The following is a 22721-nucleotide window of genomic DNA, read 5'->3' on the forward strand; positions in this document are numbered from 1 at the left end:
GGCCTGTCAAGAGATCATGTGGAGCCCACCGGCCCGGCGACACCCGGCATCGATTCGTCCGCGCGAATGGAGTCGACGCCCCCGGCTCGTCGCACGGGACGAATACGGCGCCCGGAGGCGGACCTAGGGTGACCCGCATGTCCACAATGACCGAGGTCGGCGGATGGTTGCGGGAGCGGTTGCCCGCGCTGCTGGCCGAGCACGGGGTACCGGGCGCGGCCGTCGCGGTGTCGCTCGACGGCGAACTCGCCGAGTACGCGACCGGGGTGCTCAACACCGCGACCGGCGTGGCGGCGACGACCGACTCGCTGTTCCAGATCGGTTCGATCACCAAGGTCTGGACGGCCACCCTGCTCATGCAGCTGGTCGACGACGGGCTGCTGGATCTCGACGCGCCGGTGCGCCGGTACCTGCCCGACTTCCGGCTCGCGGACGAGGCCGCCGCGGCCGCGATCACCACCCGGCAGCTGCTGTCGCACACGGCCGGTTTCGAGGGCGACCTGTTCACCGACACCGGACGCGGCGACGACTGCGTCGAGAAGTACGTGGCCACCCTCGCCGACACGGCCCAGCTCTTCCCACCCGGCGAGATGTTCTCGTACAACAACGCCGGGTACTGCGTGCTGGGGCGCGTCGTGGAGGTGCTGCGCGGCAAGGCGTACGACGACTGCCTGCGCCAGCACCTGTTCGCGCCGCTCGGCCTGGCCCACGCGGCGGCCGACGCGTACGAGGCGATCCTGCACCGCGCCGCGGTCGGGCACCTCCGGACCGCGCCGGACGCCGACCCTCGGCCGGCACCGGTCTGGGCGCTGGCCCGCTCCAACGCCCCGGCCGGGGCCATGCTGGCGACGTCCCCCCGCGACCTGCTCACCTTCGTCGGCATGCACCTGGCCGGCGGGGTCGCGCCCGACGGGACGGCGCTGTTGCGCGCCGGGACCGCGACCGCGATGCGCCGGCCCCAGGTGACGGTCCCCGACGTGGGGCTCATGGGCAGCGCCTGGGGGTTGGGCTGGGAGCTGTTCGAGTGGTCCGGGCGCGCGGTGGTCGGACACGACGGCGGCACCGTCGGCCAGTCGGCGTTCCTGCGCGCGGTACCGGACCGCAATCTCGCCATCGCGCTGCTCACCAACGGCGGCAACCCCGTCGCCGTCTACGACGAGGTCTACCGGCACCTGCTGCGGGAACTGGCCGACGTCGAGATGCCCGCGCCGCGTACCCCGCCGGCGCGGCCGACGCCGGTCGACGCGGGCCGCTACCTCGGCACGTACGGCAGCGAGGTGGCCGACCTGACGGTGACCCGGGACGCCGACGGCCGGCTCTGGCTGGAGCAAACCCCGAAGGGCGTCCTGGCCGACCTCGGCGAGCGGCCCGAGCGGGTCGAACTCGTACACCTGGACGGGGACACCTTCGTGCAGGCAGAGCCCCGACTCGGGGTGCACCTCTCGCACGTCTTCGTGGGCGACACCGGCGACGGACGGGCACGGTACGTGCACAGCGGCCGGGCCACCCGACGGATCTCCTAGCGCGACCGGACGGACTCTGGAGGCACGATGGCATCTCGGAAGGCCCTCGCGGCGGCCGGCGCGCTCGCGCTGATCGCCCTCGCCGGGTGCGGCGACGACCCGGCCGGTACGTCGGGCGGGAAACTGGCCAACGGCGGCACGTTCACCCTGGTCCTCGGCGCCGATCCCGGCAACCTCGACCCGCACTTCACCTCGCTGTCCAGCGCGCACCAGGTCGACCGGTTCCTCTACGACTCGCTGGTGAACATCGACGAGACCGGCCGGATGGTCGCCGGCCTGGCCGACCGGTGGCAGGCGACCACCACCACCGCGACCTTCACCCTGCGCAAGGGCGTCACCTGCGCCGACGGTACGCCGCTGACCGCTGGTCAGGTGGCCGCGAACATCAACTTCGTCGGTGACCCGAAGAACGCGTCCAGCCGGATCGGCTTCTTCGTGCCGGCCGGTGCCACGGCCAGCGGCGACGACGCCGCCGGCACGGTCACCGTCACGTCGCCGACCCCGGACTCCTTCCTGGACCGCAACGTCGGCGGCCTGCAGATCGTGTGCGGCCGGGGCATGGCCGACCGCGGCCTGCTCCGGCAGGGGGCGGACGGCACCGGCATGTTCACGGTCGCCGAGGCCGTCTCCGGCGACCACTACACGCTCCGCCGGCGCGCCGACTACGCCTGGGGTCCGGGCGACTGGCGCACCGGCCAGCCCGGCCTGCCGGACACGGTGGTGCTCAGGATCGTCGCGAACGAGTCCACGGCCGCGAACCTGCTGCTCTCCAAGGCGGTGAACGCGGTGCAACTGGTCGGCCCGGACCAGCAGCGGGTGGCGGCGACCAAGGCGTTCGTACGCAGCGTCGAGGCGCCGCTGGGCGAGCTCTGGTTCAACCAGAAGGCCGGCTTCCCCGGCGCGGACGAGGCGGTCCGGCGGGCGCTGACGCAGGCGCTCGACCTCGGCCAACTGGCCCAGGTGGTGAGCAGCGGCCGGGGCAGGCCGGCGACCGGTCTCGCCCCCGGCGGACCGTGCGGGCGCAACACCATCGGATCGAACCTGCCCAGCCACGACGTGACCGCCGCGAAGGCCGCGCTCGACGCGGCCGGCTGGACGGCCGGGGCCGACGGGGTACGCGTGCGCAACGGCACCAGGCTGGCGATGGCCTTCTACTTCCCCACCACCCTCGGCCAGGGCATGCAGGCCGGTGCCGAACTGGTGCAGAACCTGTGGAAGGGCGTCGGGGTGGAGGTGACGCTGCGCGGGGTGACCGATGCCGAGACCAGCCAGCTGATCGTGGGCGGGCAGGCGCCGTGGAGCGCCGCCCTCCTCCCCCTCGGGCTCACCCTGCCCACGCAGGCCGTGCCCTTCTTTTCCGGTCCCACGGCGCCGACCGGCACCAACTTCGCCAGCATCGACAACCCGGACTACATCGCGGCGGTCCGGGCCGCCTCGGCGGTCGCCGGCAGCGGCGGCTGCGCCCAGTGGGACGCCGCCGAGCAGGCGCTGTTCCGGCGCGCCGACATCGTGCCGTTCGTCAACTCGAACGTCCCGGTGTTCGGGCAGGGCACCACCTTCGAACTCAGCCAGGGGTCGGTGACCCCGGGTTCGATCCGGATGCTCGGCTGATCCACCCGGTGCCGCCGCGCCGGCGGCTGTTCCGGCGTACGAGCGGCACCGGGTCGGGTTGGCGGGACGGACGAACATCGTCGGCCGGGGCGTCGGCAGGATCGATGGCATCAGCGACCGGGCGTGCGCCGGAGAGGCCGGGCCCGAGCAGGGACGGAGGCCGTTTCGTGACGACTGCCGCCGCCGAGGCCGACCGCCGCGCGGGGCTGCTCGACGGTCCGTGGCCGCGCTTCGCGCTGCGGCGGCTGGGGCGACTGCTGGTCTCGCTCTGGGTACTCGTCACCGCCGCCTTCCTGATGATCCATCTGATTCCGGGCGACCCGGTGCGGGCCGCGCTGGGCAGCACGGCCCCGCCGAGCCTGGTGCAGGCGCGGCGGGAGCTGCTGGGGCTGAACGACCCGCTCTGGCTCCAGTACCTCCATTACCTGCGCGACCTCTGCGCCGGTGACCTCGGTACCTCGATCATCTCCGGCCTGCCCGTCTCGCAGCTGATCGGGGACCGGCTGCCGGCGACCCTGCAACTGGCCGTGCTGGCCTTCCTGGTCGCCGTGCTCGTCTCGATCCCGCTGGGCCTCGGCATGGCGGTGCTCACCCGCAACGGCCGGCGCCGCCCCGCCGAGCTGGTCTTCACCTCGACCACCGGCGTCCTCGCGACCGTCCCGGAGTTCCTCGTCGGCGTCGGGCTGGTCTACGTCTTCGGGGTCCGGTTGGCGTGGGTGCCGGTCGCCGGTCGCGCCGGCCCCGGCTCGTACGTGCTGCCGGTCCTCGCCCTGGCGCTCGGGCCGGCCATGGTGCTCGCCCGCATCGTCCGGGTGGAGACGCTCGCCGTGCTGCGCGCCGACTACCTGCGTACCGCCCGCGCCAAGCGCCTCCCGGACCGGGTGGTCTACCTGCGCCACGCCCTGCCCAACGCGTTGACCGCCACCATCACCCTGTGCGGCCTGCTGCTGGGCGGGATGGTGGCCGGCACCGTCCTGGTGGAGAACGTCTTCGCCTGGCCCGGGCTGGGCAGCACCATCGTGCAGTCGATCCTGGCCAAGGACTATCCGGCCGTACAGGGCGTGGTGCTCGTCTACGGGGTCGGCGTACTGCTGGTGAACCTGGTGGTCGACGTCGCCCTGGCGCTGCTCGACCCACGTTCCACCATCCGGGAGGGCTGACCGGTGCGAGCGAGATCAACCTGGCGGGACGTGCTGAGGACCCCGCTCGGCGCCGCCGCGACCGTGCTGCTCGCCGCCGTGCTCGTACTCGCGGTTGTCGCGCCGCCGATCTGGTCGGCCCGGGCCGACGCGCCGGACACCGGCCAGATCCTCGCCGGTCCCTCCCCGGCGCACTGGATGGGCACCGACAGCCTGGGCCGGGACATCCTCGCCCGGGTACTGGTCGCCACCCGGCTCTCCGTCGAGCTGGCGCTGGCGGCCACCGGGATCGGGGTGCTGATCGGCCTGCTGCTCGGCACCGCGCCGCTGCTGCTCGGGGCCCGCGTCGGTCGGCTGGTCCTCGCGGCCGTCAACATCGCGGTCGCCTTTCCCGGCCTGCTGCTGGCGCTCTTCTTCGCGGTGATCTTCGGGGTCGGCCGAACCGGGGCCCTGCTGGCGATCGGCTTCGCCATCGCACCGGGGTTCGCCCGCCTCACCCAGACGCTGACCGCCCGCGTGGCGGGGCTGGACTTCGCGGCCGCGGCCCGCATCGCCGGGGTGGGACGGTTCCGGCTGTTCCTGCGGCACGTCCTGCCGAACGTCGGCGAGCCGCTGGTCGTCAACGCCACCATCGCGGCCGGCAACGCGCTGCTCGCCTTCGCCGGGCTCTCCTTCCTCGGCCTCGGGGTGCAGCCGCCGGGCTACGACTGGGGCCGGTTGCTCGGCGACGGGCTCGGCGGCATCTACGTGCACCCGGCCGCCGCGCTGGCCCCCGGCGTCGCCGTCGTCGTCGCCGGTCTGGCCTTCAACCTCTTCGGTGAGGCGCTCGCCAAGACCATCGGCCCGCGCGGCCCGCTGCCCGCCGGCCGGCGCCGGCCGCAGCGCCCCGCGCCGGTACCGGCCGCCTCGCCGCCGGCCGGCGGGGAGACCGTGCTCGACGTGCGCGACCTGCGGGTGGCGTTCCCGGGCCCGGTCACGCCGGTACGCGGGGTCGACCTCACCATCCGGCGCGGCGAGGCGGTCGGGCTCGTCGGTGAGTCGGGGTCGGGCAAGAGCCTGACCGCCCTGGCCGTGGCCCAGCTCGTCGAGGAGCCCGGCGAGGTACGCGCCGAGCGGCTCGAACTGCTCGGCACCGACCTGACCGCCGGCCCCGTCCGGGCCCGGCGGCGGCTGCTGGGCACCTCGCTGGCCATGGTCTTCCAGGACCCGATGACCTCCTTCAACCCGACCATGCGTGTGGGACGGCAGCTCGCCGAGGTTGCCCGGACCCACCAGGGGATGAACCGGCGGCAGGCGCTGGCCCGGGCGGTCGACCGGTTGCGCGCGGTACGGATACCCGCCGCGGCGCGGCGTGCCGGGCAGTTCCCGCACGAGTTCTCCGGCGGCATGCGACAGCGGGCGATGATCGGCATGGGGTTGATGGGCAGCCCGGCCCTCGTCATCGCCGACGAACCGACCACCGCCCTCGACGTCACCGTGCAACGGCGGGTACTGCGGCTGCTCGCCGACATCCGCGCCGCCGACGGGGTGGCGCTGCTGCTCATCAGCCACGACATCACCGTGGTCGGGCAGGTCTGCGACCGGGTGCTGGTGATGTACGCCGGACGCGTCGTCGAGGAGCTGACCGTCGCCGAACTGCGCGCCGGCGGGCGCCACCCGTACACCCGGGCCCTGCTGGCCGCGGTGCCGGACCTGACCACCGACCGGCACGCCCCGCTCGCCGTGATACCCGGCCGCCCCGCCGACCCGGCCGATCCCGCGCCCGGCTGCGCGTTCGCGCCGCGCTGCGGCTTCGCCGACGAGAGGTGCGCGCGCGCCGATCCGCCGCTGGCCGTCGACGGCACCGGCCGGCGGGTCGCGTGCTGGCACACCGAGCGGGTCGCCCGGGCCGCCGACCCCGCCACCCGGCCGGCCGCCGACCCTGCCGATCTGGCGGCCGCCGACCCCGTCGCCGGGCTAGCCGGGCCGGGGCCGGGGCCGGCTCCGGGGCCGGGAAACTCCGACGAACGGGAGGTCCGGATCGGTGACCAGTCGTGAGTGAGTTGCGCTTCGAGCAGGTCACCGTGCGGTTCGGCCGGCGCCGGCACGCGCTGACCGCCGTCGACCGGGTCGACCTGACCGTACCCGCCGGCAGCGTCGTCGGGCTGGTGGGCGAGTCGGGCTCGGGCAAGTCGACGCTGGCCCGGGCCGCCGTCGGGCTGACCCCGGTCAGCGGCGGACGGGTGTTCTTCGACGGGCAGCCGCTGCGCCGGGCGTACCGGGGCGAGGCGCGCCGCCCCGTGCAGCTCGTCTTCCAGGATCCGTACTCGTCGCTGGACCCCCGCATGTCCGTCGGCGCCTCCGTCGGTGAGGCCGTCTCCCGCGCGGTACGCGGGCGCGCCGCCCGGCGGGCGGAGGTCGCCCGCCTGTTGGAGCTGGTCGACCTGCCGGCCGACCACGCGGGCCGCTACCCCGCGGAACTCTCGGGCGGGCAGCGGCAGCGGGTGGCCATCGCCAGGGCCCTGGCCGCCCGCCCACGGGTGCTCGTCGCCGACGAGATCACCTCGGCGCTCGACGTCTCCATCCAGGGCACCGTGCTCAACCTGGTCCGCGACCTGCACCGTTCGCTGCGCCTGTCGATGCTGTTCATCTCGCACAACCTCGCGGTCGTCCGCTACGTCAGCGACTTCGTCGCGGTCATGTACCTGGGCCGGATCGTCGAGTTCGGACCGGTCGACGAGCTGCTCGCCGAGCCGCGCCACCCGTACACCCGGGAGCTGCTCGCCGCCGCCCCGCGCGCCGGCGCCGGCGGCCTCGGCCGGCCCGACGCGGACCCCGGCCCGCGCGGCGGCACCCTCGACCCGGCCGACGCCGAACCCGTTCCGCCGGCCGTGGCCGACGCCGAGCCCGCCGACCCGCACCGGCCGCCGTCCGGCTGCCGGTTCCACCCCCGCTGCCCGGTCGGCCCGCTGGTCCACGCCGAGCGCGCGATCTGCCGCACCACCGAGCCGACCGCCCCGGCCCACCGCGCCGGCGCCGCCTGCCACTTCGCGGCGAGCCCCCGCCCCGGGGCGCCGACCGCCCACCCCGAACCCGTCGCGTGAACCCGCGACCCAGCACCACGGCCCATCGCCACCCGACCGAGGAGGAGCCGGTGACCCGACGCCAGCGCATCGACGACCTGACCGATTTCGCGGTACCCGAGCAGCCCGCCCTCTCCCCGGACGGCAGCCAGTGCGTCTACGTGCTGCGTACCGCCGACGCCGGCGCCGACCGCAACCCGCGCTCGCTCTGGCGCGTGGGTACCCGCACCGGCCAGCCGCACCGGCTTACCCGGGGCGACGCCGACTCGGCGCCGGCGTGGTCACCGGACGGCACCCGGGTGGCCTTCCTGCGGGCCCAGGACGGACCGCCACAGCTCTGGCTGCTACCGATGGACGGCGGCGAGCCCGAACGGCTGACCGACCTGCCGCTGGGCGCCGGCGCACCGGTGTGGAGCCCGGACGGCTCGAAGATCGCCTTCGCCGCGCCCACCGATCCGGACGCCGCGCCCGGCGAGGACGACGAGGCCCGGGCCCGCCGCGACCGCGCCCCGATGGTCACCGAGCGGCTGGACTACCAGGCCGACGGGGCGGGGCTGCTGCGGGGCGTACGCCGGCACCTGCACGTGCTCGACCTGGCCAGCCGCGAGTGCCGGCAGGTCACCGAGGGCGACTGGCACGCGGGCCCGCCCGCCTGGTCCCCCGACGGGACCACGCTGGCCTACCCGGCGGCGACCGCGCCCGACGCCGACCTCACCGCCCGGGTGCCGGTCCACGTCGTCGACGTGACCACCACGGTCGCGGCGCCCCGGCCGGTGGGCCTGCCCGACGGGATGGCCGGCACCGTCACCTGGACCGTGGACGGTTCCGCGCTGCTGGTCGTGGGCACCCCCGGCGCGCCCACCGGGCACGCCGGGCTGTTGCGGGTACCGCTGGACGGCGGCCCGGTCACCGACCTCGCCGCCGCGCTGGACCGCAACGTGATGGCGGGTGCCCCGGGCTACCCGGGCGCCGTGCCCCGGCTCGCGGCCGGCGGCACCACCACGCTCTTCTGCGTCCGGGACCGGGGCTGCACCCACCTCTACTCGGTCCCGGTCGACGGCGGTACGCCCGCCCCGGTCGTCGCGGGGGCCGGGGAGAACGTCGGCGGGCTCGCCGTGGCCGGCGACACCGCCGTGGTCGTCCTGGCCACCCCGACCTCCTTCGGCGAGGTGGTGGCGATCGACCTGACGACCGGCGAGCGGAACGTCCGGACCGGACACGGGGCGGCCCTGGCCGGGGTCGAGCTCTTCGCCCGCGAGGAGCGCGAGTTCACCGTCTCCGACGGCACCGTCGTGCCCGGCTGGCTGATCCGCGACCCGGCGGCGACCGGACCGGGGCCGCTGCTGCTGGACATCCACGGCGGACCGCACAACGCGTGGAACGGCGCGGCCGACGAGATCCACCTCTACCACCAGGAGCTGGCCGCCCGGGGCTGGAGCGTGCTGTTGCTCAACCCGCGCGGCAGCGACGGCTACGGCGAGCGCTTCTACACGGCCGTGTCGGGGGGCTGGGGCGTCGCCGACGCCGACGACCTGCTGGAGCCGATCGACGCGCTGGTCGCCGAGGGGGTGGCCGACCCGCGCCGGCTCGCGGTCGCCGGCTACAGCTACGGCGGCTACCTGACCTGCTACCTCACCGGCCGCGACGACCGGTTCGCCGCGGCCGTCGCCGGCGGCGTGGTCAGCGACCTGACCAGCATGGCCGGCACCTCCGACGACGGTCACCTCCTGAGCGAGTACGAGCTGGGCGGCACCCCCTGGGCGGCGCCCGAGCGGTATCGGGCCTCCTCCCCGCTGGAGCTGGTCGGCAACGTCCGCACCCCCACCCTGATCCTGCACGGCGCCGACGACGTCCGCTGCCCGGTCGGGCAGGCCCAGCAGTGGCACACCGCGCTGCGCGAGCGGGGCGTACCGACCCGCCTGGTGCTCTACCCGGACGCCTCGCACCTGTTCATCCTCGACGGTCCGCCGTCGCAGCGGATCGACTTCAACCGGCGCATCGTCGACTGGCTGGTGGAGCACGTCACCGCCGGCCACCCCCGGATCGACGCCGCACACTGGCAGCGCCGGCTGGCCGTCCTCGCCGCCCGACACGGGGTACCGGGCGCCGCGCTCGGCATCCTGCGCGTGCGTACCGCCGACGACGCCGGCGCGGACGAGCTCGTCGAGGCGGCGTACGGCGTGCTCAACGTCGAGACCGGGGTGGCGGTCACCACCGACTCGCTGTTCCAGATCGGCTCGATCTCGAAGGTCTGGACCGCCACCGTGGCCATGCAACTGGTCGACGAGGGCCGGCTCGACCTGGACACCCCGGTCGCCGAGTACCTGCCGGAGCTGCGCCTCGCCGACGCCGACGTGGCCAAGCGCGTCACCATGCGGCACCTGCTCACCCACACCAGCGGCATCGACGGCGACGTCTTCACCGACACCGGCCGGGGCGACGACTGTCTGGAGAAGTACGTCGCCCTGCTGGGCGAGGTGGCGCAGAACCATCCGCTCGGCGTCACCTGGTCGTACTGCAACTCGGGCTTCGCCCTGGCCGGCCGGGTGATCGAGCGGATCACCGGGGGCAGCTGGGACCAGGCCATGCGCGACCGGGTCTTCGCCCCGCTCGGCCTGCGGCACACCGTCACCCTGCCGGAGGAGGCGCTGCTGCACCGCGCCGCCGTGGGGCACGTCGGCGACGACGAGCCGACCCGGGCGCCGGTGTGGACGCTGCCCCGCGCGCTGGGTCCGGCGGGTCTGATCACCTCGACCCCGGCCGACGTGCTCGCCTTCGCCCGCGCGCACCTGGCCGGCGGGGTGGCCGCCGACGGTACCCGCCTGCTGAGCGCGGGCGGCACCGCCACGATGGCCCGCAAGCACGCCGACCTGCCCGACCGGTACAGCCTCGGCGACTCGTGGGGCATCGGCTGGATCCGGTTCGACTGGGACGGCCACCGGCTCGTCGGCCACGACGGCAACACCATCGGCCAGGCCGCCTTCCTGCGCCTCCTGCCCGAGCAGGGGCTCGCCGTCACGCTGCTCACCAACGGCGGTCGCGCCCGCGACCTCTACGAGGAGCTGTACCGGGAGATCTTCGCCGAACTCGCGGGCGTCGCCATGCCCGAGCCGCTGGCGCCGCCGGAGCCGCCCGTCGCGGTGCAGATCGAGCCGCACCTGGGCACGTACGAGCGGGCCGGCGCGCGGCTGGAGGTCCACGCCGGCGCGGACGGCCCGACGCTGCGGATCACGGTCACCGGCCCGCTCGCGGAGCTGGTCCCGGAGCAGAGCCGGGAGTACCCGATGGTGGCCCTGCGGGAGAACCTCTACCTGGTCCGGGAGCCGCAGGCGCAGACCTGGTCGCCGGTGACCTTCTACGCCCTGCCGACCGGCGAGCGGTACCTGCACTTCGGGGTCCGGGCCACGCCGAAGGTCGGGTGACCGTGGCGCCGGCGGCGGTCGAGCGGATGCGGGCGGCGCTGCCCGCGCTGCTCGCCGACATCGAGGAGCTGGTGACCTGCGAGTCGCCCTCGGCCGACCTGGCGGCCGTGGCCGCCAGCGCGGACGCGGTCGCGCGGGTCGGCGCGCGCCGCCTCGGGGCGGCGCCGGAGCGGATCGTCCTCGACGGCCGTACCCACCTGCGCTGGCGGTTCGGCGCCGGGGCGCGGCGGGTGCTGCTGCTCGGCCACCACGACACGGTGTGGCCGCGCGGCTCGCTGGCGACCCACCCGTTCCGCGTCGACGGCGGCGTGCTGCGCGGACCCGGCTGTTTCGACATGAAGGCCGGCCTGGTGATGGCGCTGCACGCGGTCGCCGCCCTCGGCGACCGTGCGGGCGTGACGCTGCTGGTCACCGGGGACGAGGAGGTGGGCTCGGTCAGCTCGCGCGGGCTCGTCGAGCGGGAGGCCGCCGGCTGCGTCGCGGCCCTGGTGCTGGAGGCGTCCGGCGACGGCGGGGCGGTCAAGACCGAGCGCAAGGGCGTCTCGCTGTACCGGGTCGGGGTGCGCGGGCGGGCCGCGCACGCCGGGCTGGAACCCGAGCGCGGCGTCAACGCCGCCGTCGAGCTGGCCCACCAGGTGCTCGCCGTCGCCGCGCTCGCCGACCCGGGCCGGGGTACCACCGTCACCCCGACCGTGCTGTCGGCCGGTACCACGACCAACACCGTCCCGGCCGCCGGCGGTTTCGACGTCGACGTACGGGTCCGCGAGGTGGCCGAGGAGCGGCGCGTACGGGAGGCGATGCGGGCGCTCGCCCCGGTGCTGGCGGGGGCGCGGCTGGAGGTGACCGGCGGCCCCAACCGGCCGCCGCTGCCCGCGAGCGCCTCGGCGTGGCTGTTCGCCCACGCGGCGGCGCTCGCCGCGGAGTTGGAGCTGCCGCCGCTGGTGGCCGCGGCGGTCGGCGGCGGCTCGGACGGCAACTTCACGGCGGGCGTCGGCACCCCCACCCTCGACGGGCTCGGCGCCGTCGGCGGTGGCGCCCACGCCGACGACGAGCACGTCCTGGTCGACGCCCTGCCGCCGCGCACCGCGCTGCTCGCCGCGCTCGCCGGCGACCTGCTCGCCGGCGCGCGGCGGTCGGCCTCCACCAACGACGGTGCCCGGGATGGTTCACGGCGACCATGACGAACCTCCCCGGGCTGGCGAGCATGGAGCGCATGACTGACCTGCGGCGCGCGGGCGCCGGAACACATCCCGGTACCGACGCCGCGTTCGCCGCCGCCGAGGCCGCCGCGCTGGCGGCGGGCGTACGCCTGCGCGAGCTGACCGAACTCGACGACCTCGAACCGGTGTACCGGCTCTACGACGGGATCTGGCACCCCGACCCGACGAACCCGCCGGTCACCACCGCGCTGTTGGGGGCGCTGGCCAAGGCCGGCAACTACGTCGGGGGCGCGTACGACGGCGGCGAGCTGGTCGGCGCCTGCGTCGGGTTCTTCAGCCCGCCCGCCGACGAGGCGATGCACAGCCACATCGCGGGTGTCGGCGCGGCGGCCCTGGGTCGGGGCGTCGGTTACGCCCTCAAGCTGCACCAGCGCGCCTGGGCGCTGGCCCGCGGCGTACGGACGATCGGGTGGACCTTCGACCCGCTGGTACGCCGCAACGCGTACTTCAACCTGGCCAAGCTCGCGGCCACCCCGGCCGAGTACCTGCCCAACTTCTACCGGGGCATGCGCGACGGCATCAACGGCGACGACGAGACCGACCGGCTGCTGGTGCACTGGGACCTGGCCGGCGACGGGACCGTGGCGGCCTGCGCGGGCATCCCGCGGCGCGTCGACGCGGAGGCCGAGCGGGCCGCCGGCGCGGTGGTCGGGCTCGGTCGCGGCGACGGGGACGCGCCGGTCGCGGGCGACGTGACCGGCGGGACGGTGCTGGTGGCCGTGCCGACCGACGTCGAGGCGCTGCGCCGTGCCGATCCGGGGTGCGCCCGGGCGTGGCGGGTGGGGCTGCGCGAGGTGCTCGGCGGGTTGCTGGGCGCGGGGGCGCGGGTCACCGGCTTCGACCGGGCCGGGTGGTACCTTGTCGCCCGCGACGGGGCGGGAGCGCAGCGGCGATGAAGCTGACCGGAGTGGAGCTGCGCCGGATCCGGATGCCGCTCGTCGCGCCGTTCCGGACGTCGTTCGGTACCCAGACCGAGCGCGACATCCTGCTGCTGCGGGTGGTGACCGCCGAGGCCGAGGGGTGGGGCGAGTGCGTGGCGCTCGCCGACCCGTTCTACTCCGCGGAGTACGTCGACGCCGCCGCCGACGTGCTGCGCCGGTACCTCGTCCCGGCCCTCGCCGGTCGCCCCGGGCTGGACGCGGTGGGCGTCGCGCCGGCGCTGGCCCCGGTCAAGGGGCACCGCATGGCCAAGGCCGCGCTGGAGATGGCGGTCCTCGACGCCGAGCTGCGCGGCCAGGGGCGCTCGTTCGGGCGGGAGCTGGGGGCGGTGCGCGACCGGGTGCCGTGCGGCGTCTCGGTCGGCATCATGGGCTCGATCGGCGAGCTGCTGGACGCCGTCGAGGGCTACCTCGACGCGGGGTACGTGCGGATCAAGCTGAAGATCGAGCCGGGCTGGGACGTCGCGCCGGTACGGGCGGTGCGCGAGCGGTTCGGCGACGAGCTGCTGCTGCAGGTCGACGCGAACACGGCGTACCGGGTCTCCGACGCCCGTCACCTCGCCCGGCTCGACCCGTTCGACCTGCTGCTGATCGAGCAGCCGCTGGACGAGGAGGACATCCACGGCCACGCCGAGCTGGCCCGGACCGTCCGGACGCCGATCTGCCTCGACGAGTCGATCACCTCGGCGGCCACCGCGGCCGACGCGATCCGGCGGGGCGCCTGCGCCGTCGTCAACGTGAAGCCGGGTCGGGTCGGCGGTTACCTGGAGGCGCGCCGCGTCCACGACGTGTGCGCCGCCCACGGGGTACCGGTCTGGTGCGGCGGGATGCTCGAAACCGGCCTCGGGCGGGCCGCCAACGTGGCTCTCGCGGCGCTGCCCGGCTTCACCCTGCCCGGCGACACCTCGGCCTCGGACCGCTACTACCGGACGGACGTCACCGTCCCGTTCGTCCTGGACGGCGGCCACCTGCCGGTGCCGGCCGGGCCCGGCCTCGGCGTGGCACCCCTGCCGGACCGGTTGGCGGAGGTGACCACGGCGACCGAGTGGCTGCCGCTGTAGCGCCGGCGACGCGTGCCATGGCCCCGGTTCGGTCCGCCGGCACCAATCGGCGAACCGGTTTCGTACCCCGGGACGAACCCGACGGTCCCCGGCGGCTCCTATGGTCGAGACGTGTTCGGTTCGGCGAACCTTCGACCCCAGGCCAGTCTCGGCCGGATCCTGGACGACCTCGGCGCGACCCTGCTGGAGCTGATCCACGGCGATCCGGGCCGGGGCGGGGAGATCGGCGGCGTCGCCATCCACGACCCGCTCGACGAACCCGTGCTGCCCCGGGACGCGCTGGTGCTCGGCGTCGGGCTGCGGGAGCCGGCCGAGGTCGCCGAGGTCCTGCGTGCCCTCGGCCGGCACGGCGCGGCCGGGCTGGTGCTGCGGGCCCCGGTCGCCGTCGGCCCGGAACTGGCGGCCGCGGCGCGGGAGTCGGGCGTGGCCCTGCTCGGGCTGACCCGCGGCGCGTCCTGGGCGCAGCTCGCCGCGATGCTGCGCGGCCTGCTGGCCGAGGGCGACATCGGCGAGCCGGGCCCGCAGACGATCGGCGGGATGCCCAGCGGCGACCTCTTCGCGGTCGCGAACGCGATCGCCGCGCTGCTCGACGCGCCCGTCACCATCGAGGACCGCAGCTCCCGGGTGCTCGCCTTCTCCGGGCGGCAGGACGAGGCCGACGCGTCCCGGGTGGAGACGATCCTGGGCCGCCAGGTGCCGGAGCGCTACTCCCGGCTGCTGGCCGACCGGGGCGTCTTCCGCGACCTGTACCGCAGCGACCGCCCGGTCTACGTGGAGCCGGACGGCACCGGCCTGGAGGACTTCTCGGTGCCGCGGGTCGCGGTGGCGGTGCGCGCGGGCGACGAGGTACTCGGCTCGATCTGGGCGGCGGTACGGGAGCCGCTCAGCGCCGAGCGCGAACAGGCCCTCGGCGACGCGGCCCGCCTCGTGGCGCTGCACCTGCTGCGCATCCGCGCCGGGGCGGACGTCGGGCGCCGGCTCCGGGCCGACCTGCTGGGTACCGCGATGGAGGGCGGTGTCGGCGCGCGCGAGGCGCTCAACCGGCTGGGGCTGGCCGACCAGCCGGTCAGCGTGCTGGCGCTCGCGGTGCCCGACCCCGCCGGGGGCGGACGCTCGCTGGCCGCCGACGTCAACCTGGTCACCGAACGCCAGCGCCTCGCCGACGGACTCGCCATGCACCTCAGCGCCGTACATCCCCGCTGCGTGGCGGCGCTCGTCGGCGATGTCGCGTACGGGCTGCTGCCGGTGGCGCGCGACGACGACGGCGAGGAGCGCGCGGTGCGCATCGCCACCGAGTTCCTGGACCGGGTCGGCGACCGGGTGCGGGCGGTGATCGGCGTCGGTCCGGTCGCCCACGACCCGGCCGAGCTGCAGGAGGCGCGGAGCAACGCCGACCGCGCGCTGCGGGTCCTGCGGACCGGCAGCGGACGCGGTCGGCGGGTCGCCCGGCTCGCCGACGTGCACGTCGAGGCGCTGGTGCTGGAGCTGCGGGACCTCGTGGCGGCCCGCGGCGACCGGCCGACCGGGCCGGTCGCGCGGCTGCGGGCGTACGACGAGCGACACAACGCCAACCTGGTGGAGACGTTGCGCGCGTGGCTCGACGCGTTCGGTGACGTCATCGTGGCCGCCGCCACGGTCTACGTGCACCCCAACACGTTCCGGTACCGGTTGCGCCGCCTCGCCGAGGTCGGCGGGATCGACCTGGCCGATCCGGACGCCCGCTTCGCCGCGATGCTCCAGTTGCGGGTGCTGTCGCCGCCCGGTCAACGGGTCCCCCGGCGGGAGACCTGACCCGTCCGGCCGGGCCGCTTCCCGCCGCCGCCCGGGTCAGACCCCGCGGCGGTACTCCTCCCAGGTCCGCTTCGGGGTGACGACCGGACCGTCGTCGGGGGCCTTGTTGGCCAGCCCGTTGAGGCCCAGGTAGTAGTCGCCGGACTGGTGCTGCGCGGCGGCGGACTGGTCCGTGTCGCCCAGCGCCACGGCGTGGATGTGGTAGGGCCAGTCCCCCTGGGACGGCGTACGCAGCCAGGCCGCGAAGCCGACGGTGCGCAGTTGCCGAACGATGGTGGTGCGGTCGGCGGTGGAGATGTTGGTGACCGAGAGGTCCAGCACGCCGCCGCCGTCGTGGGTACCGGCGGAGGCCGGGTTGCCGGTGTTGTACGAACCCTGCGTGATGCTCAGCTGCCGGCCGAGCAGCCGCTCGGCCTCCAGCAGCATGTCCCGCGTGCGGGTGTTGACCTGCACGCCGCGGAAGGTGAGCCGGCTGCCGATCGCGATCGGCATCGTGACGGTGTACCGCCCCTCACCCAGCAGCCGCAGCGACGTCGGCCCGGGCAGGCCGGAGGCGTCGAGCCCGGAGTAGCCCAGCGAGCGCTGGTACGCGGCGTAGGCCGAGATGGTGCTGGTGCCGAAGTGCCCGTCGACGTAGCTGGCCGAGAGGAACCCCTTGGCCTGCAGGGCGCGCTCGACGAGCAGCACGCTGTCCAGGGCGCCGTCGGTGATCGCCTGGTCCGGCCGGCGCGGGTCGATCTGCGCGGCCTTGATGAGCGCCTCCATGTTGAGTTCGGGCAGCGCGGCCTCGGCCGCCCGGGCGGCCGACCCCGCGACGGCCAGCGGTACGGCCGCCGCGGCGGCGCTGACCAGCAAACGTCTCCTGGTGAGCACGGATCCTCCATGGTTGGGTGGGCAATCTGGAGAGATCCTTCCATATATCGATGCCAACTGGCAAAAAGCTTCATGACGCGTGGGCGCCGCCGACTGTAAGGCGGCCGGCGGAGCGAAATCAATACTTGAAGAAGTTAATTATTGACCTAGGATTTCGGCCATGTTTCCCCGAGCGTCGGCGCGGGTCCGCTCGCCGGGGCGCCGGCAGCGATGGCGGTCGTACCCGACCCCCTCGGCGTCGACCCGGCCCTCGGCCGGCCGCACCACGACCGTCACCACCCACCGCCAGCAGGAAGGTTGACGATGCAGTCACCGACGAGAACCAGCCAACAGCCCGGCGGCGGCCGGCCCGGGTACCGTCGCCGCGTCCCGGTCCTGGCCGCGGCGCTGACCGTGGCCCTCGGCGCGGGCGCCGTGGCGGCGCAGGCCGCCCAGGCGAGCCCGGAACCGGACCGGGTGCCGGCCGGCGCGACGGCCGTCGAAAGCGCGTCGACCGCCGGTCCCGCCGCCCGCCCGTACCTGGGCTGGAGCAGCTGGAGCATGCAGTCGTCCAAGTACCCGGGCCTCAACCCGGACGGCGACTACAGCTACCTCACCGAGGCGAACGTGCTCAAGCAGGCCGACGCCTTGGCCGCCCGACTCAAGCCGTACGGCTACGAGTACGTCAACATCGACGCCGGCTGGTGGCGCGACAACACCTGGAAGCCGGAGTTCGACCAGTACGCCCGCCAGACGCCCGACCCGGTCCGGTTCCCCCGGGGCATGAAGGCCGTCGCCGACCACATCCACGCCAAGGGCCTGAAGGCCGGCATCTACCTCCCCGTCGGCCTGGAGAAGGAGGCGTACAACAACGGCGCCTCCCCGATCTGGAACGCCCCCGGCTGCACCACCGCCGACATCGTCTACCCGGACCTGCGTACCACCAACGGCTGGGACAGCGCCTACAAGCTGAACTTCGACAACCCCTGCGCGCACCGGTACGTCGACTCGCAGGCGCGGCTCTTCGCCGACTGGGGGTACGACTTCCTCAAGCTCGACGGCGTCGGCCCAGGCTCGTTCAAGTCCGGCGACAACTACAACAACGTCGCCGACGTCGCCGCCTGGCGCGACGCGATCGCCGCCACCGGCCGCCCGATCCACCTCGAACTCTCCTGGTCGCTCGACATCAACCACGCGGCCGACTGGCAGCGGTACTCCAACGGCTGGCGGATCGACACCGACGTCGAGTGCTACTGCAACACCCTGGTCAGCTGGGAGAACTCGGTCGACGACCGGTTCGACGACGCGCCGGCCTGGAGCCGCAAGGCCGGCCCCGGCGGCTGGAACGACCTCGACTCCCTGGACGTGGGCAACGGCGCGATGGACGGCCTCACCAAGGCCGAGCGGCAGACCTACATGACCCTCTGGGCGATCGCGAAGTCGCCGCTCTACACCGGCGACGACCTCACCCGCCTCGACGACTACGGCCTGTCGCTGCTGACCAACCGCGAGGTGATCGCGGTCGACCAGAACGGCGGCGCGCCCGCCCGGCCGGTCACCCCGTCGGGCGAGCAGCAGGTCTGGGCCGCGAAGAACCCGGACGGCGGCTACACCGTGGCGCTGTTCAACCTCGGCGACGCGCCGGCCTCCGTCACCGCCCAGTGGGCGTCCCTCGGCTTCACCGGCAACGCCTCCGTGCGCGACCTGTGGAACCGGAAGAACCTCGGCACGTACAAGAACAAGATCACCGAGGCGCTGCCCGCGCACGGCTCGCGGCTGTTCACGGTCACGCCGGGCGGCCCCGCCCTGGTCACCACGGCCTACGAGGCCGAGTCCCCGGCCAACACCCTGGGCGGCAACGCCTCCGTCGCGGGCTGCGACGCCTGCTCCGGCGGTGGCAAGGTCGGCAACCTCTACCTCGGCGGCACGCTGCGGTTCAACGACGTCACCGTGGCCAAGGACGGCATCTACACCGTGAACGTCGCCTACGTCAGCGGCGACGCGCGCTCGGTGACGGTCTACTCCAACAACGGCAACGGCACCAACCTGAAGTTCCCGTCCACCGGTGACTGGGGCACGGCCGAGACCGTCAGCGTCCAGCTGGCCCTGAGGGCGGGCGCCAACACCATCACCTTCGACAGCGGCGACTGGTACGCCCCCGACATCGACAAGATCGACGTACCGCGGACCCTCTGACGCCCACGCGGGGCCCGGCCGGTCGCCGGGCCCCGCACACCCGACGCGGCGGCCCCACGCCGGGCCGCGCACCACTCGCGCGGACCACCGCCCGCCCGGCCGACCCGCGGCCCCTGCCTCTCTCCCCCGCCCACCCTGGAGTGCCCGACGTGGACATCCGGAACACCGAACCCCACGACAGCCGCCCGAGCCGCAGACGCTTCCTCGCGCTCGCCGCCGCCTCCGGCGCGGTCACCGCCCTGGGCGGCCCGGCCTTCGCCGCCTCGGCGGCGCCCCGCCGCCCGACCGAGTCGCCCCTGCTCCCGGCCGCCGACGCCGCGAAGAACCAGCTCTGGTGGCAGACCCCCGGCTCGCCCAACTCGATGGTCGAACAGGGGTTGCCGGTCGGGAACGGGCGCCTCGGCGCGCTCGCCAGCAACGACCCGGCCAGCGAACTCCTGATGATCACAGACGCGACGCTCTGGACCGGGGGCTTCAACGACGCGCTCCAGGCCGACGGCCAGTTCCCGTACGGCCGGGACGACTTCGGCTCGCTGACCCTGCTGGCCCGGCTCACCGTCGACATCCCCGGCCACGACCTCGGCGCCGTCGACAACTACCGCCGCACCCTGGACCTGGCCCAGGGCCTGGTGACCACCGCGTACGACGTCGGCGGCGTCAGCTACCGGCGGCAGATCTTCGCGAGCCGCCCCGACGACGTCATCGTCCTGCACTTCACCCAGGCGGGGCGGGGCAGCTACACCGGTACCGTCTCGCTGGCCGGCACCCACGGCGAGTCGACCACCGTCGACCGCGCGGGCCGCTACGCCTCGTTCGGCGCGGCCTTCGCGAACGGGCTGAGGTACGGCGCCGCCGTCACCGCGTACAGCGGCAGCGGCAGGGTCGCGGTCGACGGCTCGTCGATCTCCTTCACCGGTTGCCGCGACCTGACGGTCGTCGTCAGCGGCGGCACCGACTATGCGCCCGACGCGGCGGCCGGCTTCCGCGACCCGTCGGTGGACCCCGAGCGGCTCGCCCGGACCAAGGTGCTCGCCGCGGCCCGCGAGTCCCCGCGTGACCTGCTCTACACCCACGTCGCCGACTTCCGCCCGGCGTACGAGCGGCTGAAGATCGACCTTGGCACCTCCTCCGCCGCGCAGCGCGAACTGGACACCTGGGAACGGCTCCAGGCGCGGCACCGGGACAACGTCCCGGATCCGGAGCTGGAGGCCGCGTACCTCCAGTTCGGCCGCTACCTGATGATCTCCGGATCCCGGGGCAGCCTGCCGATCGGCCTGCAGGGGCCCTGGTTGGACGGCAACGACCCGGACTGGATGGCCGACTACCACACCGACATCAACATCCAGATGAACTACTGGCCGGCCGACCGCGCCGGCCTCTCCGAGTGCTTCGACGCCTACGCCGACTACTGCCTCGCGCAGCTGCCCGCCTGGACGGAGACCACCCGGCGGCTGTTCAACAGCCCGACCAACCGGTACCGCAACTCGACCGGCCGGATCGCCGGCTGGACGGTGGCCATCTCCACCAACCCGTACGGCGGGGGCGGCTGGTGGTGGCACCCGGCCGGCAACGCCTGGCTCTGCCAGAACCTCTACGAGCACTACGAGTACCGCCAGGACCGCGCCTACCTGGAGAAGATCTACCCGCTGCTCCGGGGCGCCGTGGAGTTCTGGGAGGCCCGCCTGGTCACCACGACCGTCACGGACCCGGCCGGGGCCCCGCGCGAGGTCCTGATCGCCGACAGCGACTGGTCGCCCGAGCACGGCCCGCTCGACGCCAAGGGCATCACGTACGCGCAGGAGCTGGTCTGGAACCTCTTCGACAACTACCGCGGCGCCGCCCGGGTGCTCGGCCGCGACGCCGGGCACGCCGAGGCCGTCGAGCGGCTCCAGGAGCGCCTCTACCTGCCCGTGGTCAGCCCCACGACCGGCTGGCTGGAGGAGTGGATGTCGCCCGACAACCTCGGCGAGACCACCCACCGGCACCTCTCCCCGCTGGTCGGTCTCTTCCCCGGCGACCGGATCCGACCGGACGGCTCCACCCCGGACGAGATCGTGGCCGGCGCGAAGGCGCTGCTGACCGCGCGCGGGATGAACAGCTTCGGCTGGGCCAACGCCTGGCGCAGCCTCTGCTGGGCCCGGCTCAAGGACGCCGAGAGGGCGTACCAGTTGGTGGTCAACAACCTGCGGCCGTCGACGAACGGCGGCAACGGCACCGCGATGAACCTCTTCGACATCTACGAGACCAACCCGGGTCGGGGCATCTTCCAGATCGACGCGAACCTCGGCACCCCCGCGGCGATCATCGAGATGCTGGTCTACTCCCGTCCGGGCCACGTCGAGCTGCTGCCCGCGCTCCCCGCCGCCTGGGCCGCCGCCGGCTCGGTCTCCGGCGTGGGCGTCCGGGGCGGCTTCGTCGCCGACGTCAGCTGGAAGGACGGCCGGGTCACCCAGCTCAGGCTCACCAGCGTCGGCGGTCGCGGTACCACCGTCGTCGCGGGCGGCACCTCCCGGCGGGTCGACCTCTCCCCCGGCCGGTCCGTCACGCTGAGGAACCTCTGATGCGGGCCGACGCGGCGGACCCGAGCGGGCGGCGGGAACGCTCCGGCCGGCCGAGCCGCCCGGTGGCGGCCGTCTCCGCGCTGGTCACGGCCGCGTGCGTACCCCTGGCCGGCGCGACCACGGCCCAGGCCCGACCGCCAGCCCCGGAGCCGGCCCGGGCCGTGGTCCCGGCCGCCGGCCGGGACCGGCATCCCGTCGTCAGCTGGGCCGCCAGCGCCGACCGGCAGGGCGCCGGGCCCGCCGAGCGCAGCTACCGGCTGGTGGTACGCACCAGCGTCGGCGGTACCGACCTGCGCGTCCGCCTGAGCAACGCCTTCGGCGAGCACCCGGTGACCTTCGCCAGCGCCTACGCCGGTCTGCAACAGCGGGGCGCGGCGCTGGTGCCCGGGAGCAACCGGCCGCTGACCTTCGGCGGGCAGCCGTCGGTCACCGTCCCGACGGGTCAGACCGTCGTCAGCGACGCGCTCCCTGGCAGGCTGGCCGCCCAGAGCAACCTCGTGATCAGCCTCCACGTCACCGGGGCCGAGGGACCGACCACCGGTCACGGCATGGCGATGCAGACCTCGTACGCGGCCGCGGGCGACCACGCCGCGGAGGAGGCGGCGACCAACTGGACCGACCCGATCGGCTCCTGGTACTGGCTGGACTCCGTCAGCGTGGAGACGCCCACCACGATCAGCGCGGTCGCGTTCCTGGGCGACTCCATCACCGACGGCTGGGCCTCCACCTCGGACGCCAACCGCCGCTGGCCCGACTACCTGTCCCGGCGGCTCCAGGCCGCCTCCGGCAACACCGTGCGGGGCGTGGCCAACGAGGGCATCTCCGGCAACCAGGTGCTCGCCGACGGCGCCGGCCAGGCCGCGCTGCACCGGCTGGAGCGCGACGTGCTCTCCCAGCCCGGGGTCGGCACCGTCTTCCTGCTGGAGGGCATCAACGACATCAAGGCGCACACCGGCGTCACGGTGGACGACCTGGTCGCCGGCTACCGGCAGATCGTCGACCGGGCGCACGCGGCCGGCAGGTGCGTGGTCGGCGCGACGGTCATGCCGTACAAGGGCTGGTACGAGTACGACGCCGCCGGCGAGGCGGTCCGTCAGGGCGTCAACGACTGGATCCGGCACGGCGGGGCGTTCGACGCCGTGGTGGACTTCGACGCGGTCACCCGCAGCCCGTACGACCCGCAGGCGCTGCTGCCGTTCTTCGACGGCGGGGACCACCTGCACCCGAACGACAAGGGGATGCAGGCGATGGCCGACGCGGTCGACCTCGCCGTACTGCGCTGCGACCGGCTCGCCGGTGCCCGGAGCACCGCCGGTTCCGGCGGGTCGGCGACCGGGTAGTCGGC

14 protein-coding genes are annotated in these 22721 nt (G+C 74.7%); 13 read left to right on the forward strand and 1 reads right to left on the reverse strand.

What is annotated here, in order from left to right; genetic code table 11:
- Positions 1–137 precede the first annotated feature (137 nt).
- The 10 genes from AB0J86_RS04430 to AB0J86_RS04475 all read left to right on the forward strand — a co-directional run bounded on the left by AB0J86_RS04430 (position 138) and on the right by AB0J86_RS04475 (position 15767).
- Positions 138–1523, forward strand: a complete 1386-nt coding sequence (locus AB0J86_RS04430) for a serine hydrolase domain-containing protein (protein ID WP_363852395.1) — start codon at positions 138–140, stop codon at positions 1521–1523.
- 27 nt (positions 1524–1550) lie between these two features.
- Positions 1551–3134, forward strand: a complete 1584-nt coding sequence (locus tag AB0J86_RS04435; RefSeq protein ID WP_363852398.1) for an ABC transporter substrate-binding protein — start codon at positions 1551–1553, stop codon at positions 3132–3134.
- Between the two features lie 167 nt (positions 3135–3301).
- Entirely contained in the window at positions 3302–4294 is a 993-nt protein-coding gene (locus tag AB0J86_RS04440) for an ABC transporter permease (RefSeq protein WP_363852401.1), read from the forward strand.
- Between the two features lie 30 nt (positions 4295–4324).
- Complete coding sequence (locus AB0J86_RS04445; RefSeq protein WP_363852404.1) at positions 4325–6310, forward strand: dipeptide/oligopeptide/nickel ABC transporter permease/ATP-binding protein; 1986 nt, start codon at positions 4325–4327, stop codon at positions 6308–6310.
- Entirely contained in the window at positions 6307–7356 is a 1050-nt protein-coding gene (locus AB0J86_RS04450) for an ABC transporter ATP-binding protein (protein WP_363852407.1), read from the forward strand. Before AB0J86_RS04445 ends, AB0J86_RS04450 begins: the two co-directional genes overlap by 4 nt.
- A 50-nt stretch (positions 7357–7406) precedes the next feature.
- Positions 7407–10757 carry a serine hydrolase gene (locus tag AB0J86_RS04455; protein ID WP_363852409.1) on the forward strand — a complete coding sequence of 1117 codons (3351 nt, stop codon included), beginning with the start codon at positions 7407–7409 and terminating at the stop codon, positions 10755–10757.
- Positions 10754–11938 (forward strand): M20/M25/M40 family metallo-hydrolase, encoded by a 1185-nt coding sequence (locus tag AB0J86_RS04460; RefSeq protein WP_363852412.1) that lies wholly within the window; start codon positions 10754–10756, stop codon positions 11936–11938. Before AB0J86_RS04455 ends, AB0J86_RS04460 begins: the two co-directional genes overlap by 4 nt.
- A 32-nt stretch (positions 11939–11970) precedes the next feature.
- Complete coding sequence (locus AB0J86_RS04465; RefSeq protein ID WP_363852415.1) at positions 11971–12873, forward strand: GNAT family N-acetyltransferase; 903 nt, start codon at positions 11971–11973, stop codon at positions 12871–12873.
- The gene (gene menC, locus AB0J86_RS04470) at positions 12870–13976 is read left to right on the forward strand and encodes an o-succinylbenzoate synthase (RefSeq protein WP_363852418.1); all 1107 of its coding nucleotides are present in this window, start codon (positions 12870–12872) and stop codon (positions 13974–13976) included. The genes AB0J86_RS04465 and menC overlap by 4 nt, the downstream gene beginning before the upstream one ends.
- A gap of 111 nt (positions 13977–14087) precedes the next feature.
- On the forward strand, positions 14088–15767 hold the full coding sequence (locus AB0J86_RS04475) for a helix-turn-helix domain-containing protein (protein WP_363852421.1): 1680 nt from the start codon (positions 14088–14090) through the stop codon (positions 15765–15767).
- A gap of 36 nt (positions 15768–15803) precedes the next feature.
- On the opposite strand, the gene AB0J86_RS04480 is transcribed toward AB0J86_RS04475, so the two are convergent.
- Positions 15804–16640, reverse strand: a complete 837-nt coding sequence (locus AB0J86_RS04480; protein ID WP_363852424.1) for a peptidoglycan-binding domain-containing protein — start codon at positions 16638–16640, stop codon at positions 15804–15806.
- A 303-nt stretch (positions 16641–16943) separates the two neighbouring features.
- On the opposite strand from AB0J86_RS04480, the gene AB0J86_RS04485 reads away from it, so the two are divergent.
- The 3 genes from AB0J86_RS04485 (at position 16944) to AB0J86_RS04495 (ending at position 22716) form a co-directional block, all read left to right on the forward strand.
- On the forward strand, positions 16944–18815 hold the full coding sequence (locus AB0J86_RS04485) for a carbohydrate-binding protein (RefSeq protein ID WP_363852427.1): 1872 nt from the start codon (positions 16944–16946) through the stop codon (positions 18813–18815).
- Between the two features lie 149 nt (positions 18816–18964).
- Positions 18965–21376 carry a glycoside hydrolase N-terminal domain-containing protein gene (locus AB0J86_RS04490; RefSeq protein ID WP_363852430.1) on the forward strand — a complete coding sequence of 804 codons (2412 nt, stop codon included), beginning with the start codon at positions 18965–18967 and terminating at the stop codon, positions 21374–21376.
- The gene (locus AB0J86_RS04495; protein WP_363852432.1) at positions 21376–22716 is read left to right on the forward strand and encodes an SGNH/GDSL hydrolase family protein; all 1341 of its coding nucleotides are present in this window, start codon (positions 21376–21378) and stop codon (positions 22714–22716) included. Before AB0J86_RS04490 ends, AB0J86_RS04495 begins: the two co-directional genes overlap by 1 nt.
- Positions 22717–22721 lie beyond the last annotated feature (5 nt).

Source organism: Micromonospora sp. NPDC049559, from assembly GCF_040676675.1.
GTDB lineage: Bacteria > Actinomycetota > Actinomycetes > Mycobacteriales > Micromonosporaceae > JBFAPK01.